General features: G+C 65.8%; 8 protein-coding genes. 4 read left to right on the top strand and 4 right to left on the bottom strand.

The features are described from left to right. Positions 1-6: 6 nt before the first annotated feature. Entirely contained in the window at positions 7-2,898 is a 2,892-nt protein-coding gene (gene rapA, locus KUV81_RS12885; protein ID WP_222544291.1) for an RNA polymerase-associated protein RapA, read from the bottom strand. Positions 2,899-3,115: 217 nt separating this feature from the next. On the opposite strand from rapA, the gene KUV81_RS12880 reads away from it, so the two are divergent. Then, entirely contained in the window at positions 3,116-4,510 is a 1,395-nt protein-coding gene (locus KUV81_RS12880) for a PhoH family protein (protein WP_222544290.1), read from the top strand. Between the two features lie 45 nt (positions 4,511-4,555). On the opposite strand, the gene KUV81_RS12875 is transcribed toward KUV81_RS12880, so the two are convergent. Further along, positions 4,556-5,872: a transcriptional regulator gene (locus KUV81_RS12875; protein ID WP_222544289.1), complete on the bottom strand. Its 1,317-nt coding sequence runs from the start codon at positions 5,870-5,872 to the stop codon at positions 4,556-4,558. Between the two features lie 160 nt (positions 5,873-6,032). Then, positions 6,033-8,384 carry an OmcA/MtrC family decaheme c-type cytochrome gene (locus tag KUV81_RS12870; RefSeq protein ID WP_222544288.1) on the bottom strand — a complete coding sequence of 784 codons (2,352 nt, stop codon included), beginning with the start codon at positions 8,382-8,384 and terminating at the stop codon, positions 6,033-6,035. Positions 8,385-8,800: 416 nt separating this feature from the next. On the opposite strand from KUV81_RS12870, the gene KUV81_RS12865 reads away from it, so the two are divergent. After that, positions 8,801-12,460 carry a response regulator gene (locus KUV81_RS12865; protein ID WP_315900080.1) on the top strand — a complete coding sequence of 1,220 codons (3,660 nt, stop codon included), beginning with the start codon at positions 8,801-8,803 and terminating at the stop codon, positions 12,458-12,460. Positions 12,461-12,500: 40 nt separating this feature from the next. After that, a complete protein-coding gene (locus KUV81_RS12860) occupies positions 12,501-12,899 on the top strand; it encodes a YbaN family protein (RefSeq protein WP_222544286.1) in 399 nt (132 codons plus the stop codon). A 4-nt stretch (positions 12,900-12,903) separates the two neighbouring features. Here KUV81_RS12860 and KUV81_RS12855 read toward each other — a convergent pair whose 3' ends face one another. Continuing rightward, entirely contained in the window at positions 12,904-13,272 is a 369-nt protein-coding gene (locus tag KUV81_RS12855) for a hypothetical protein (protein ID WP_222544285.1), read from the bottom strand. A 136-nt stretch (positions 13,273-13,408) separates the two neighbouring features. Here KUV81_RS12855 and KUV81_RS12850 point away from each other — a divergent pair, with 136 nt between their 5' ends. After that, positions 13,409-15,739 (top strand): zinc-dependent metalloprotease, encoded by a 2,331-nt coding sequence (locus tag KUV81_RS12850; RefSeq protein WP_222544284.1) that lies wholly within the window; start codon positions 13,409-13,411, stop codon positions 15,737-15,739. Positions 15,740-15,745: the final 6 nt, after the last annotated feature.

The raw sequence follows: 15,745 nt of genomic DNA, 5'->3' as shown, positions 1-15,745 counted from the left end.
GCGGGGTTACTGTGGGGTCACCACAATCAGCCGCACCGCATCAAGCTGCACCTGGGCCCGGCCCAGGTGGGCGGTCACCAGGTTCATCTGCTCGCTGATGGCGTCCAGCTCGCTGTCGCGGATATTGGGGTTGACCGACTTAAGGGCCTGCAGACGGGCCAGCTCGCCACCAAGCTGGTCGCGCATCCGCTGCTCGGCCTGGGCCACCAACTGCGCCAGGTGGGCACTGACCTGCTGCTCGGCCTGGGCGATCAGCGGGTGCAGTACCGCCTGGGAGGCGGTGACCAGTTTGGAGCCGGTGTGACGGTTCACCGGCACCAGCTGGCGGTTGAAGGTGTCGAAGTCCACGTTCTGTCCCAGGTCCTTGCCGCTTTTGTCCATCAGCAGGCGGATGGGGGTGGGGGGCAGGAAGCGACCCAGTTGCACCTCCGCCGGGGCGACGGCCTCCACGAGGTAGATGAGCTCCAGGAACAGGGTGCCGGCGGGCAGGGCCTTGTTCTTCATCAACGACACCGCGGCGCAGCCGGTTTCCGAGCTGGTCAGCATGTCGATGCCGCTGCTCACCAGGGGGTGGGCCGGGGTGATGAATTGGAAGTCGTCCCGGGAGAGGGCGGTGTCGCGGTCGAAGGTGACCGACAGGCCATCCTCCGGCAAGCCGGGGTAGCTGGGGTAGAGCATGTGCTCGCTGGGGGCCAGCACCACGGCGTTCTCCCCGCGGTCGTCCTGCTGAACGCCGATGACGTCCCACAGTTTGAGCATAAAGCTGATGAAGTCGGTGTCGTCGTCCGCCTGGGTCAGCTGGGCCACCAGCTGGTCGGCCTGCTTGCCGCCGTGGGAGTGGATCTCCAGCAGTCGGTCGCGGCCCGCTTCCATGGCCGCCTTATGCTCCGCGGCCCGCTCGGCGGTGCGGGCGATCAGCCCCGAGAGGTCACTCTCTTCACCGGAGAGCACCGCCAGCAGCGCGTCGCCGAACTCGCCGTGGATCAGGTGGCCCCCGGGACAAGTCTGCTCGAAGGCGTTGAGGCCCTGGTGGTACCAGTCCATCAGCTGCTGCTGGGCGCTGCCCTCGATGTAGGGCACGTGGATCTGCACATCCTGGTTCTGACCGATGCGGTCGAGGCGGCCGATGCGCTGCTCCAGCAGGTCCGGGTTCTGGGGCAGATCGAACATGATCAGGTGGTGGGCAAACTGGAAGTTGCGCCCCTCGGAGCCGATTTCGGAGCAGATCAGCACCTGGGCCCCGCCCTCCTGCTGGGCAAAGAAGGCCGCCGCCTTGTCCCGCTCCAGGATGGACATCCCTTCGTGGAACACTCCGGCCAGGATCCCTTCACGGGTGCGCAGCGCCTCCTCCAGCTGCAGCGCGGTGGAGGCCTTGGCAGCGATCACCAGCACCTTCTTGGAGCGGTTGGTCTTGAGGAACTCCAGCATCCAGTTGACCCGGGGGTCGAACTGCCACCAGCTGGCGCTGCCACCCTCGCCCTCGAACTCCTGGTAGAGCTTCTCCGGGTAGAGGTTGTTGAGCACCTTGTGCTCCTGACTGCCGCCGTTGCCCAGCATCTTGGCCACCCGCACGGCGGTGGCGTACTGCTCCGGCTGGGCCACCGGATGGGGATTGAGGTGACGCTGGGTGAAACCGCTGACCCCGGAGCGGGTGTTGCGGAACAGCACCCGGCCGGTGCCGTGGCGATCCAGCAGTTGGCGCAGCAGGGACTCCCGTGCCGCGCCGTCGCCGGACTGGATGGCCGCCAGGGTGGCCTGGAGGGCCTGTTCCGGCAGCAGGGCGATGAGGGCGGCGGACTCGGCGTCGGTCAGCGGCCGCTCGGCCAGCAGGGCCTCGGCCGCGGCGGCCACCCCCTGGTACTCGCTCTCCTCTTTCAAGAAGGCGTCGTAGTCGTAGAAGCGGTCCGGGTCCAGCAGGCGCAGCCGGGCGAAGTGGCTCTGGTGGCCCAGCTGATCCGGGGTGGCGGTCAGCAGCAGCACCCCGGGGATCGCCTGGGCCAGGGCCTCCACCACCTGGTAGGGACGGCTGGGGGTTTCCTCGTGCCACTCCAGGTGGTGGGCTTCGTCCACCACCAGCAGGTCCCAGGGGGCGTCCAGGGCCTGCTCGAAGCGCTTCTTCTTGCGCAGCAGATCCAAGGAGCAGATCACCAGTTGCTCGGTCTCGAAGGGGTTGTCGCTGTCCGCCAGGGCCTCGATGCAGCGCTCTTCGTCGAACAGGGCGAAGCGCAGGTTGAAGCGGCGCAGCATCTCCACCAGCCACTGGTGTTGCAAGGACTCGGGCACCAGAATCAGCACCCGCTCGGCGCGGCCGGAGAGCAGCTGCTGGTGCAGGATGTGCCCCGCCTCGATGGTTTTGCCCAGGCCCACCTCGTCCGCCAGCAGCACCCGCGGGGCGTGACGCTGGCCCACCTCGTTGGCGATGTGCAGCTGGTGGGGAATGAGCCCGGCCCGGGGCCCCTGCAGGGCGCGCAGGGGGTTTTGCTGCATGGCGTGGCGCTGGCCCTGGCAGAGGAAGCGGGTAACGTAGTGCTCCATCCGGTCCAGCTGGCCGGCAAAGAGGCGATCCTGGGGCTTGTTGAAGCGGATCTGGTGGTCCAGCAGGGTCTCCCGCAGGCTCTCGGGGGCGTCGGTGTCGCTGCGGGTGCCGTGGTAGGTCACCAGGCCGTTTTTCTCGCTCAGCTCCGAGACCACCAGGGTCCAGCCCTCGTGGCTGGTGATCTCGTCACCCTGGTTGAAGATCACCCGGGTAAGGGGGGCATCCTGGATGGCAAACAGGCGGTTTTCGCCGGTGGCGGGAAACAGCAGGGTCACCATGCGGCCTTCGATGGCCACGACGGTGCCCAGGCCCAGATCCGATTCGGTGTCGCTGATCCAGCGTTGGCCCAGAGCAAAGGACATGGATTGGACTACTCCTGATAAGGCTGAGGGGGCGGAAAAAAGGCGCGTATCTTACATGAAGTTAGGGCGGTTATCACCCCGCGGAACCGGCCCCCCTTTAGGCTGGTCAAAGGGCGATCAATCTGTCATGTTAGGGCTGTGAGGCGCGGAATTCGTCGCTTCCTGACCGGCGAAGATCGCGCCCCGCTAAAAACCTGTAAAGCATAGCGGAGGTGCCATGGTCCAGGCGGAGAAAAAGCTCTTTGTGCTCGATACCAATGTGTTGTTGCACGAACCCCTCGCCATCTATTCATTTAAAGAGCACGACGTGGTGGTCCCCATGACCGTGCTGGAGGAGTTGGACCAGATCAAAGATCGCAAGAAGGACGTTTCTCGCGATGCCCGAATCGCCATCCGAGCGCTGGAAGACTGCGTCGGTGGCGCCACCCCCGAACAGCTGGTGGCCGGTGTGCCCCTGCCCCCCAGAGAGAGCCACCCGGACAGCGCCGGCACCCTGGCCATCTTCCCCGACCACCAGGTCACCTTCGACGAACCCATCGCCCTGCCCGGCGATCACAACGACAACCAGATCATCAACTCCGCCCTCTACCTGCAGAACACCCGTACCGACGTCGAGGTGGTGCTGGTCACCAAGGACATCAATATGCGCCTCAAGGCCAAGGGGGCCGGGCTGCGCAAGGTGGAGGACTACCGCAGCGACCAGCTGGTGGAGGACATCCGCTTCCTGGCCACCGGCTTTGCCCAGATCGAGGGCAAGCTGTGGGACCGGGTAGGGGACGTGCACAGCCACCAGGAGGGGCGCTTCGTCTACCACACCCTGGACCGCGAGGCCCTGGGAACGGACAGCCTCTACCTCAACCAGTTTTTGCTGGACGAGAGTGAGAACTTCTGCGGTCAGGTAAAGGGGCTGGATGAGCGCAACGCCACCTTGAAGGACCTGGGACGGGACCGGCTGATGAGCTACCACGCCTGGGGGATCAGTCCCAAGAACGTCTACCAGGGGATGGCGCTGCAGGCGCTGATGGATCCGGACGTGGATCTGGTGATCCTCACCGGCCCGGCGGGCTCGGGTAAGACCCTGCTGGCCCTGGCCGCAGCCCTGGAGCAGGTGGTGGAGCAGCGACGCTACGACCGGGTGCTGGTGACCCGCAACACCCCGGAGATCGCCGAGTCCATCGGTTTCCTGCCCGGCACCGAGGAGGAGAAGATGATGCCCTGGCTGGCGGCGGTCACCGACACCCTGGAGGTGCTGCACAAGCACGACGAGAGCCCCAGCTCCAGCCTGCAGTACATCATGGACAAGGCCAACATCCAGTTTAAGTCGGTCAACTTCATGCGCGGCCGCTCCATCCAGAACAGCTTCGTGCTGCTGGACGAGTGCCAGAACCTCACCGCCTCCCAAATCAAAACCATCATCACCCGCATGGGGGAGGGCACCAAGCTGGTCTGCTCCGGTAACCTGGCGCAGATCGACTCCAACTACCTGACCGCGGTCACCTCTGGACTGACCTACATCGTCGAACGCTTCAAGGACTTCGAAGGCAGCGCCAACGTCTACCTCAACGGGGTGGTGCGCTCCAAGCTGGCCTCCTTCGCCGAAGAAAACCTCTGAACTGGAGCCCCAGAACAACGCCGGCCCTCGGGCCGGCGTTTTGGGTTACAGGGTCAGGGTGGCGCGGTGGGCCCACACCAGGGTGTCCTCCCACAGCGGCAGGCTCCAGACGCCACTGTGGTCGTCCTGGTAGACCTGGTTGAGGGTCATCCGCGGGGCGGACAACACCGCCTTGTGGATCTGTCGGTAGATGAGCGCGCCCTCCTCGGACAGCTGCTCGGGTCGGCGGAAGGTCTGCTGGTCGACCTCCACCTGGAACTGCCTGACGCGCTGGCCGTCGTGCCAGTACTCCTTGAGGCGGAAAGGCCCGCTGAGTTCGTAACGCATGCTGGTCGTCTCGTTCAGCGCGTCGGTAAAGCAGGCGGCCAGCAGCAGTTGCCCCTCATCGTCCCCCAGAAACAGCAGCGACAGGCGGATGTCCGCCCGCACCAGATTGTCGGAGGGGCCGTAGTAGTAGGCGTCCGCCCGGTAGACGTCTTCGGTCAGTCCCGCTTCGGGGGTGGCGAACCGGTCCAGCAGGATCTTGTTGTAGGTGACCGCCTCCATGCGCATCTTGGTGTCGCGGAACCAGGCCAGATCCAGGCTGGGCTGGGCGCCACTGAGGCGCACCAGGTTCAAAGGCTGGGGATCCGTGCAGCCGGCCTCAAAGGTGCGACACAGGGCCACGGAATCGAAGCGGCCGCTGCGCCCGGCGTAGGCCTTTACCCGGTCGGTGACGCTCAGCAGGGCGTCAGAGCGATGCCAGTTGACCAGGTGTTGCCCCGCCTCGGTGGCCGGTGGGGTGCCCTCAAAGGCCACCGGGTGGAGGGTGAGCGGCTGTTGGCCCAGGGTCTGCTGCTGGGCGGGCAGGGGACTCAGTTGGGGGGCATCGAGCCAGGCCAGCCGCGCCATCAGATCCCCAAACAGGCCCGTCAGGTGCAAGGTGGCCAACAGGGCCAGCACCCCCGCCCCCGCCAGCCATCGGCCAGGGGATCGGTGCCGCCGGGCGGGTCGTGGGCGAGCGGGGCGCGCTGCGGCGGAGGTTGATGTCGGGGCGCTGGCAGGGGCGCCGGCAGAGGCGCCGGCATGAGCAGGACAGAGGCAGTAGCCGTAACGGGGCACCGTTTTGAGCTCGATCTCCGGGTGATCGGACAGCTTGCGCCTCAGGGTGCTGATGCACTGGGTCAGGGAGGATTGCGCCACCACCCGGCCCGGCCAGCCTTTGGCGACCAGGGTGGTTTTGTCTACCACCTCTCCTTTGTGTTCCAGCAGGCACTGCAGGATCGCCAGCTCGGCAAAGGAGAGAGGGTGGCGCTGGTTCTGGCGGTGGTCGATCAGTTCGCGACTGTCCAGATCCAGGGTTGCGTGTCTGGAAAGGTTCAAGGCGGTGCTCTCAATCGCAGTGTGGCCAGGCTCAGTGGTCACGGGTGACGCCGATGATACTGAGTCTCGAAGCCAGGTTGTTTGATGGATCTCTAAATTTGGCGGAGATGTAAAAAAAGGCCCGAGGAACACTCGGGCCAAGGGTTTGCAGGGAAAGGGTTCAGTCGAGCTGGTGGACCGCCTTGAGGTTGTCCAGGTCGTGACACACCGCGCAGGACTCTTCGTTGCGGTATTCGCCAAGGGGCACACCGAACTGGGCGCCGTGCTGCGTCATGTGCGATACCACTTCCCGGCGGACCTGGCGGCGATCTTCACCCGCTTCTGGCGCCCGCTTGCCGTGGCAGCTTAAGCACACCGCCGCGGTGGGGGAGACGTAGGCGTCGGCTTTGGCGTCGATGGCGTAACGCTTGTTGCCGCTGGTGTCTTTGCCGTTGTCCGGATCCAAACCGTCGTAGGTGTCCATGTAATCCAGATCCAGTGCCAGGGGCTTGCGGCCGACGAGGTAGCGGGCGTCAAAGCTGTCCCCCTCGTGGCACTTGATGCAGTTGGCCAGATCGGCGGAGTACTCGACGTTGCGCACCCAGCCTTCACCGCCCTGGTTGGCGCGGTTGTTGGCGTGCATGGCGTGGATCCACACCTTGTGATCCGGGTGGCTCATGGTCAGCTGCTCCACGTAATCGGCGTCCCCCTGCTTGGTGTGGGCGTCGCGGATCACCTGGGTCGGCGGGTTGTTGGCGTTGTGACAGGCCAGGCACTCCTCCGCCGCGTTGGAGGCGGTGGTCCAGTCCCGCTGGCCGCGGGGGGCCAGACTCTTGAGCATGACCTGCTCATCCAGCTGGCCATCGCCATTGTGGTCGACGGCGCCGGAAGCGCAGGTGGTGCCGAAGAAGGCGGGATCGGTCTTGGTCACCGGGTGACAGCTGCGGCAGTTGAGGGTCATCTGCGCCATGCCGTCGCTGTCGCGCTCGGTCAGGCCGTGGCAGGAGCCGCATTTCTCATTGGTGACCACCTGGCGGCGGGGGCGTTCTGGCAGCAGGCCGCTGTCGTCGAAGAAGTGCAGCCAGTTGAAGCCCGCGGCCCCCTGGCCCCAGACGCTGGAGGTCTCCTTGCAGGATTCCAGATTCTCGCCCTGGGCGTCCATGCAGAACCAGATCCGCGGGGTCACCATGCCGTAGCTGTCGCTCAGGTCACCCTCGAAGGTGTCGGTCAGCTCGAAGGGCCCGATCTCGAAGGTGGTTTGCCCATTCTCGAAGCCCAGCACCACGGGGGTGTCCACGTAGCCGGGGTAGAGCTCCTTGTTGGTGAACACCCGCAGGATCTTGCCCCGCTCCATGCCCATGTCCTGACCACCCCAGTTGATGTAGAACTCGGAGTAATAGAAGAAGTCCGCTTTATCCAGTTGCAGGTTCATGGACTGGCCGTCCTGGTCCCGGATGTCCACGGTCAGCTGCACGTAACCGGTCTGGTCGGTGTCCAGGCCGGCGTCGATGTTCGGCTGCGCCTGGGGGGTGGCCACCATCTTGGCGTCGGTCACCGTCAGGTGCACCTTTTCACGCCGCCCGGTCTGGCCCTGGTAGGTGGCCAGGTGGTTCATCTCAATCATCGACTCGCTGTGGCAGACCGCACAGGCGCTGTTGTCCTCCCGAGGCCCACCAACGTGGTTCTCCCCGGTGTCGAAATCGACATCGCTGTGGCAGCTGGTGCACGCCTGACGGGTGGGCATCTGTTTCCAATTGGCGGCGTCCTGGGCGTCCGGGTTGTCGCCGTGGCAGTTGTCGCAGCCGCCGACCGGGGCGGCTATGACGCCGATGTGCACCCGGTGGGCCAGGGGGGTGAACAGCGCCTCGGGCCCCACCTTGTTGTCCGCGTGGCAGCTGACGCAGGTCTCCACTTCGGTGTACTTGCCGCCGCCGTGGAAGCTCAGGTCGTCGTGACACTGGGTGCAGCTGGCGTCGGTGACCACGTCTTTGGTGTAGGCCAACGCGTTGCCATCGGGTCGGAAATCGTGGATGGCGTTGACGTAGGGCACCTCCTGGCTGCCGAGGGTTTCGCCACCGACCCGCACCACCAGGCGCAGCGTGGTGTCGTCTTCGATGGTGAGGGCATCGGCGTCCAGCGGGGTGCTGAATCGGTAGCGGTAACTGCCGTCGCCGTTCCCCTCCAGGGTGCCGCACTGGGCGTAACGGCTTGCCGGGCAGCCGTCGCTGCCAAGCAGTTTCCATTGATGGCTGTCCCCGGCTTGCCCCCGGGCCAGGCCGGAGAGGATAAAGCCGAATTTATCCAGGCCCACCACCGGGATCTCGGCTTCGTTGGTGACGGTAAAGGTGAGCGTGGGGGTCTCCCCCAGGTCGATGGTATCGATCTCGACACTGAGGGTTTTCGCCGTGTCGGTGACGATGGGGCCGGGGGCCCCGTCTTTGCCCGGGGCGCCGTCTTCGCCATCGGAGCAGCCGGTCAGGGCAACCGCGGTGGCGACGGCCAGGCTGGCCAGTCTGAGTTTTAAGGTGGTCATCATCCTATTCCTTGCAATCTTTTGTTTGAGAAGCGTGCCGATTGAAGGCAAGGAAGACGGTAAAAGGCGGGGGAAAAAGGAACCGTGACCGCATCGATTGCAAACCGGGGGATCCGGGGTTTTGTGCTTGGGTTCTCGGTTTGAGTTGTTTTGGTTGCGCCCTGGTGCCGCCTAGGTAAAGAAATGGTGATCAAAAATTAAAGAAGTGTAAATTTTTCCGGGATTTGGGTGATTTGGGCCCGGTTTTGCGGTCTCAAAAGTTCACAAAAGGCCGATTAGTGAGCAGCGTCTGTGAAGAGTTACCAAAAGGGGTCGTTTCGCCGTGGGCTTGCGGGCCATGAGGAGGTGCAGTCGCCTGCATTCTTTCAAGGGGTTCTGATAGACTCCTCCACAGATTGTTCCGGGAACGCCAACACGTGAAAGCACCCATTCTGCGTCGATACAACAAAGCCGTGTTTTACACCTACCTGGGGGTGGTGTTGCTGTCGCTCTTTGTCGCCTGGCTGGTGTACGACCGCGAGCGCACCCAGTTGGTCGACCACAAGGCGCAGGAGATCGAGCAGCACAGTCAGCAGGTGGAGCTGCTGATGGACGCCAGTATCCACGCCCTGGAATCGCTGCGGGACTTTGCCGTCACCCACATCAAGATGGGGGAGCTGGCGCGCATCGACCGCTTCCCCGACATCGGCCGCTTCGACGCCAGCGGCCAGTATTTTGCCCTGGAACCCACCTACAAGGACTCGGACACCGCGTTCGAGGGGATGGGGCGGATCACCGGTTACGGCCGCTTGGCCGGGCGCTCCGATCTGTTCTACCGCGAGCTGGACATGCTCTACCAGATGTCGGTGACCTTCCCGGTGGCCCAGCGTATGGCCCCCAAGGCCTCCCAGATCTACTACGTCTCCAAGAACCGGATGATGTCGGTCTACCCCTGGCCAGAAACCGACGACAACTTCAACCGACGGATCTTGAACTCCCCCCTCTACAAGCAGGCACTGCCGGAGCACAACCCCCAGCGCAAGGTGTTCTTCAGCGGGGTGAGCCGCAACCAGAAGGGGGAGCTGATCACCACCTTGGGGATCCCGGTCTACCTGGATGACGAGTTCCTCGCCGCCATCATGCTGGATCTGCAGCTGGCCACCCTGTCACGCCAGATTGAGCGCTACTTCGACGTGCCCGGCACCGTGTTGCTGCTGGACGAGCACAACAACCTGCTGACCTATCCGGATATGCACATCGATCCGGCGGCCAGCACCTACCAGCTGAGCCAGAAGATCCCGGCGCCCCTGCACAGCCTGCCCCAGGACCGGCTGATGGCTGCCACCGACGGCGAGATCATCAACGATTACTACGTCCGCTCCGTGGTGCTGGAGAACGCCCCCTGGCGTCTGCTCTACCTGCAACCGGAGCACGAGCTGGTGCAGGAGGCCTGGGACAAGCTGGAGATCACCTTCCTGATGGTGATCCTGGCGCTCTCCATCCTGATCACCGCGGTGCACTACCTGACCCGTCGTGCCTTCGTCAGCCCGGCAGCCAAGCTGCTGATGCACCTGGAGAAGAGTGCGCAGGCGCCCAAGCCGTTGCCGAAGCGGATCGCCCCGGGCTGGGAGCCCTGGTTCGAGCTCATCACCCGCATCTTCGAAGAGAACCAGCAGTACACCCACCACCTGGCGGAGCAGAACCGCCGCTTGGACAAGCTGGTGGCCAAGCGCACCGAGCGTTTGCGACTGGCCAACGAGCGCCGGGAGCGGGATTTCTCACTGATGCGCTCGCTGATCGACGCCATCCCCGAGGCCATCGTGTTCAAGGATCCCGAAGGGCGCTACCTGGGCTGCAACAAGGCCGCCGAACGGGTGCTGGGCCAGAGCGAGTCGGAGATCATCGGCCTGCTGGTGACCGAAACGGATCCCTCCGAGCGGGGCCAGCGCCTCAAGGAGGAGGATGAGCGGGTGCTGCGGGACCGGGTGCCCCTGCGCTATCAGGAGCGGGTGGTGATCGAGGGCAAGAGCAAGCTGCTGGACGCTTTGCGCCTGCCCTTCTACACCCGCCGCGGAGAGCTGCTGGGGATGATCGCCGTATGGCGGGACATCACCCGGGAGTCGGAGCAGCAGGAGCAGATCAAGCGCTCCGAGGAGCGCTACCACCTGGCGATGGATGCGGTGGAAGATGGCCTCTGGGACTGGTACCTGGACTCCAATCAGCTGATCTGTAACCCCGCCTACTACACCATGCTGGGGTACCAGCCGGACGAGTTCCCGCTGCTGATTGAGACCTACTACGACCTGATGCACCCGGACGATCGTCAGCGGGTGGAGCGCTACATCGACGACTACCTGGATAAGCCGGACCAGTCCCTCAATATGGAGTTCCGCCTGCGAGGTAAGAGCGGCCACTACCACTGGATCCTCTCCCGGGGCCGGGCGGTGGAGTTTGATGACCTGGGTGAGCCCACCCGTCTGTTGGGCACCCACAAGGACATCACCCGCCAGAAGGAGAACGAGGTGGCCCTGCTGGAGGCCAAGCAGGACGCCGAGCTGGCCAACCGCACCAAGAGCGAGTTCTTGGCCAACATGAGCCACGAGATCCGCACGCCGATGAACGCCGTGCTGGGGATGCTGCACCTGGCCCTGCGCACCCAGGTGGACCCACGTCAGAAGGATTACCTGGACAAGGCTCGCATCAGCGCCGAATCCCTGCTGCGGATCATCAACGACATCCTCGATTTCTCCAAAATCGAGGCGGGCAAACTGGAGCTGGAGCAGACCGAGTTTGCCCTGGATAAGGTGCTGGAGCACGCCCTGTCCATCAACACCATCAAGGCCCAGGAGAAGGGGGTGGAGCTGCTGCTCTACGCCCCGGTCAGCGCCGGCCTCCACCTGGTGGGGGATCCCCTGCGCCTGGGCCAGGTGCTGGTCAACCTGCTCTCCAACGCCGTCAAGTTCACCGAGCAGGGCGAGGTGGAGCTGGGCTGCGAGGATCTCAAGGAGCGGGACGGCCGCATCACCCTGAAGTTCTGGGTGCGGGATACCGGCATCGGGATCAGCCCCCATCAGCAGCGCCACCTGTTCGACGCCTTCAGCCAGGCGGACGGCTCCACCACCCGCCAGTTTGGCGGCACCGGTCTGGGGCTCTCCATCTCCAAGCACCTGGTGGCGATGATGGGCGGGGATATCGAGGTGGAGAGCCGCCCCGGTGAGGGCACCACCTTCAGCTTCACCATCGACGCCCAGCGAGTGGCGGAACCGGATCGCATCGAGCGGGTGATGCCGGAGGCGATCGCCGGTCTCAAGGCGCTGGTGGTGGACGACAACCACACGGCCCTGCAGATCTACTCCACCTACCTGCGGGACTTCCGTTTCAACGTGGAGACCACGGAGAACGGCGCCCACGCCCTCAAGGAGATGGTGCGTCAGCAGCCGGACCTGGTGTTGCTGGACTGGATGATGCCGGGCATGGATGGGGTCGAGGTGCTGGACGGCATCGACGATCTGGTGGCCAGCGGCAAGCTGGAGCGCCGGCCCACGGTGATCATGATGACCGCCTACACCGGCCATCCCCTGCTGGAGCAGGTCAAGGAGGGTCGGCTCCAGGCGCTGCTGCAGAAACCCTTTAAGGCCTCGGTGCTGTACGACGAGGTGGTCAGTGCCTTTGCCGGCCAGGTGGACGTGGTGCCGGTGGAGGACGCCGAGGAGGCGGAGGCCGAGTCCGGTGCCGCCAGCATCCTGCTGGTGGAGGACAACCTCATCAACCAGCAGGTGGCCACCGAGCTGCTCAAGAGCGCCGGCTACCAGGTGACGGTGGCGGGCAACGGCGCCGAAGCGGTGGAGCTGGTCAAGGAGAACGCCTTCGATCTGGTGCTGATGGACATCCAGATGCCGGTGATGGACGGCCTGGAAGCCACCCGCACCCTGCGTCAGACCCACCCGGATCTGCCCATCATCGCCATGACCGCCCACGCCATGGCGGGGGACCGGGAGAAGAGCCTGGCCGCCGGGATGAACGACCACATCACCAAGCCCATCGTGCTGCCGCAGCTGTTTGAGACCGTCAAGCAGTGGCTGGAACACACCCCCTGAACCCAACCGGCGGCCGATGGGCCGCTGCAACAAGGACCCCATGACCCGTACCCCCGTCACCGGCCCCCTCAAGTACCTGCTGATCGCCGTCGGTTGCCTGGCGGTGGGGGCGGCCACCCTGGGCGTCTTTCTGCCCCTGATCCCCACGGTCCCCTTCCTGTTGCTGGCCACCTTTTGCTTCAGCCGCAGCTCCGCCCGGATGCAGGTGTGGCTGTTCAACAACCGGCTGCTGGGCCCCTACCTGCGCAACTACCTGGAGCGTAAGGGGCTGACCAAACGGCAGCTGATCTCCTCGCTGCTGAGCCTGTGGTTCGGCATGGCCATCGCCATCACCCTGGCACCGGTGGTGGCGGTGAAGCTGGGCCTGGTGGTGATCGCGGTGGCGGTCAGCATCCACCTCATCCGCATGAAACGGCTGCTGCCCGGCGAGGAGGAGTGAGGGGCTAGGGCGTTTCCGCCAGGCAGGGGGCCCCCGTCAGCAAACGGATGGTCTCAATGTCCAGTCGTCGGCCGGTCTGGCCGAAGGGGCCATGGGCCCCCGCATCGGAGAGCCTCCCCCGCACCTCCACCGGCGCGTCCGGGGTGAGACAGCCCCAGCGCTCGCCGCCGCACGCCGAGGCGTCGTTGACGATGGCGTGGATCGCCGCCCATTGGGCCGGATCCCCCGCCTGTTCACCGAGCCAGTGGATCGCACCGCTGCGACAATCCCGAAAGGTCATCGACTCGGTGCCGTAACTCAGGTAGCCCCGCAGGGAGGTGCTGCAGCCGCCGAGCAGCACCACAGCGATCAGGCCAAGCATTCCGTTGCGCATTCCCGATTCTCCTTGGGTGGGGTGCCCCTACGTTGGCGGATCCCCGCCGAGGGAGCAAGCCCTCTCTCGTCCCCCCTTGAGCTGTTCTGGGGCCGGGGGTAAGCTGGCAGCTCGCAGATTTATATGGATATTTTATATGCTTGCACGGATTGCCTGGCTGCTGCTGGCCCTCACCTTTGCCCTGCCATCGGGAGCGCAAGAGGCGCCACTGCTGGATCTTTCGCTCAGTGACACGGGGGAGGTACTGCTGGCCAGTCCGCCTCTGGAGCGCCCCTTTTTGCTGGTCAGCAGCCTGCCCCACGGGGCCGGCTCCAACGACATCGGGCTGGACCGGGGCCAGCTGGGCAGCCGTCGCCTGGTGCAGTTTGAGCAGCACGGCCCTCACTGGCTGCTGCGGGAGCTCAACACCGCCTACCGGGCCACCAGCGACAACGCCGCCGAGCGAGCGGCCCTGACCGAGGCCTTCGCCGAGTCGGTGCTCTGGGTGGGCCGCCCGGAAGCGGGCCGGGCCGCCCTGACCGACCTGCTCTACTCGGACTTGCACGGCATCGCCGAACGTCTCCAGGCCACCGGCCAGGGCAGCTTCCAGCTGGACAGGGCCCGCTCACTGGTGCTGGCGGACGGGATCAAGGCCTTCCCCAAAAACGCGGATGTCGATCTGCAGCTGACCTTCACCAGCGCCGACCCGGGGGAGTTTGTCCAGCAGGTGAGCCCGGATCCCAAGCGCCTCAGCCTCAAGGTGCGTCTCTCCTTCGTGGCCCTGCCGGATACGCCGATGCAGCCGCGCCGCTTCCATCCGGAGTCGGGCTTTTTCGACTACCGCTACCAGGACTACGCCGCCCCGTTGGACCAGCCGATGACGGTGCGCTACCTGCCCCGCCATCGGTTGGAGAAGATCACCCCCGGCCCGGCCCCCTCCAAGGTCAAGGCCCCCATCGTCTACTACCTGGATCCGGGCACCCCGGAGCCGATGCGCACCGCGCTGCTGGAGGGGGCGCGCTGGTGGAGCGACGCCTTCGAAGCCGCCGGCTTTATCGATGCCTACCAGGTGGCGCTGCTGCCCGAGGGCGCCGACCCCCAGGACATCCGCTACAACATCATCCAGTGGGTGCACCGGGCGACCCGGGGCTGGTCCTACGGTGATGCCCTGGTGGATCCCCGCAGCGGCGAGATCCTCAAGGGGCACGTCACCCTGGGCTCGCTGCGGGTGCGCCAGGATCACAAGATCTTCCGCGCCATGACCGCCGGCTGGCCCGACCGCGAGGCGGCCCTGGCGGCCTCCGAGGCCGCGGCCCTGGCCCGCTTGCGTCAGCTCTCTGCCCACGAGGTAGGGCACACCCTGGGGGTGGCACACAACTTTGCCGCCTCCGCCGCCGGGGACGCCTCGGTGATGGACTATCCCCACCCGGATCTCTACCTGGCGGACGGTCGGGTGCGCCTGGATAAGGCCTACGCCACCGGCGTCAGCGATTGGGACAAACACGTGATCGCCTTTGGCTACGGCCACTACGACGGCCCGGACGCCACCGCCCAGGCGGCCCTGGCCGCCTCGGCCCGGGAGCGGGGGCTGCGCTTTATCAGCGACCCCGATGCCCGCGGCGCCCACGCCGCTCACCCCCAGGGTCACTTGTGGGACAACGGCACGGATCCCGTGGCCCAGCTGAACCAACTGATGACCCTGCGGGCCCTGGCCCTCAGCGAGCTGGGGCCCCAGGCCCTGCTGCCCGGTGAGCCCGCCAGCGCCCTGGGGGAGATGCTGGTGCCGGTGTACCTGATGCAGCGTTACCAGGTGGAGGCGGCCAGCCGCCTGGTGGGGGGGCTCAGCTACGACTACGCCGGCGACAGCCCCAGCTACCTGGCCCCGGAGTACCAGCAGGCGGCCCTGACGGCGCTGCTGGCGGTGCTGTCGCCCCAGGCCCTGGCGCTGCCGACGGAGCTGGTGGCCCAGTGGCCGCCGCTGGCCTACGGCAGCCAGTGGGACCGGGAGCAGTTCGGCTCCCGCCTGGGGCCGGCGGCGGATCTCTCCGGCCTGGCGGAGGTGGCCAGTCGTCAGGTGCTGACCCAGCTGCTGGCCTCCGAGCGGGTCAACCGCCTGGCCCAGCAGCAGTGGCTGGACCCGGAGCTGCCGGGCCCACTGTGGCTGTTCGAGGCCCTGTCCGAGCGGTTGCTGGCGGCGGATGCCCAGACCGGCCTGGCCGGCGGTGCCCTGGCCCGCAGCCAGGCGGTGCTGGTGGACGCCTACCTGGGGCTCTATCACCATCCCAAGAGCGCCCCGGAGGTGCGGGCCATGGTGCGCAGCCAGGTGCAGGCGGACGCCGAGAAGCTGGATCGCCGGGCCCGCCGCGCCCCGGACCGGGAAGCGGCCCACTACCGCCTGCTGGCGGAGGTGCTGCGGGAGGGGCTTAAGGACCCCGAGGTGCGGGCCATTGTCGACCCCCTGCCGCTGCCGCCCGGCTCCCCCATCTGAGGGGCG

The sequence above is a fragment of the Ferrimonas balearica genome (assembly GCF_019802085.1).
GTDB lineage: Bacteria > Pseudomonadota > Gammaproteobacteria > Enterobacterales > Shewanellaceae > Ferrimonas > Ferrimonas balearica_B.
Note: the sequence above shows the minus strand (reverse complement) of the source record. Positions and strands in the feature narration are given on the sequence as shown.

Coding starts and splice junctions, on each gene's coding strand:
- rapA (WP_222544291.1), bottom strand. CDS start 2,898: ATGTCCTTTGCTCTGGGCCAACGCTGGATCAGCGACACCGAATCGGAT.
- KUV81_RS12880 (WP_222544290.1), top strand. CDS start 3,116: ATGGTCCAGGCGGAGAAAAAGCTCTTTGTGCTCGATACCAATGTGTTG.
- KUV81_RS12870 (WP_222544288.1), bottom strand. CDS start 8,384: ATGACCACCTTAAAACTCAGACTGGCCAGCCTGGCCGTCGCCACCGCG.
- KUV81_RS12860 (WP_222544286.1), top strand. CDS start 12,501: ATGACCCGTACCCCCGTCACCGGCCCCCTCAAGTACCTGCTGATCGCC.
- KUV81_RS12855 (WP_222544285.1), bottom strand. CDS start 13,272: ATGCGCAACGGAATGCTTGGCCTGATCGCTGTGGTGCTGCTCGGCGGC.
- KUV81_RS12850 (WP_222544284.1), top strand. CDS start 13,409: ATGCTTGCACGGATTGCCTGGCTGCTGCTGGCCCTCACCTTTGCCCTG.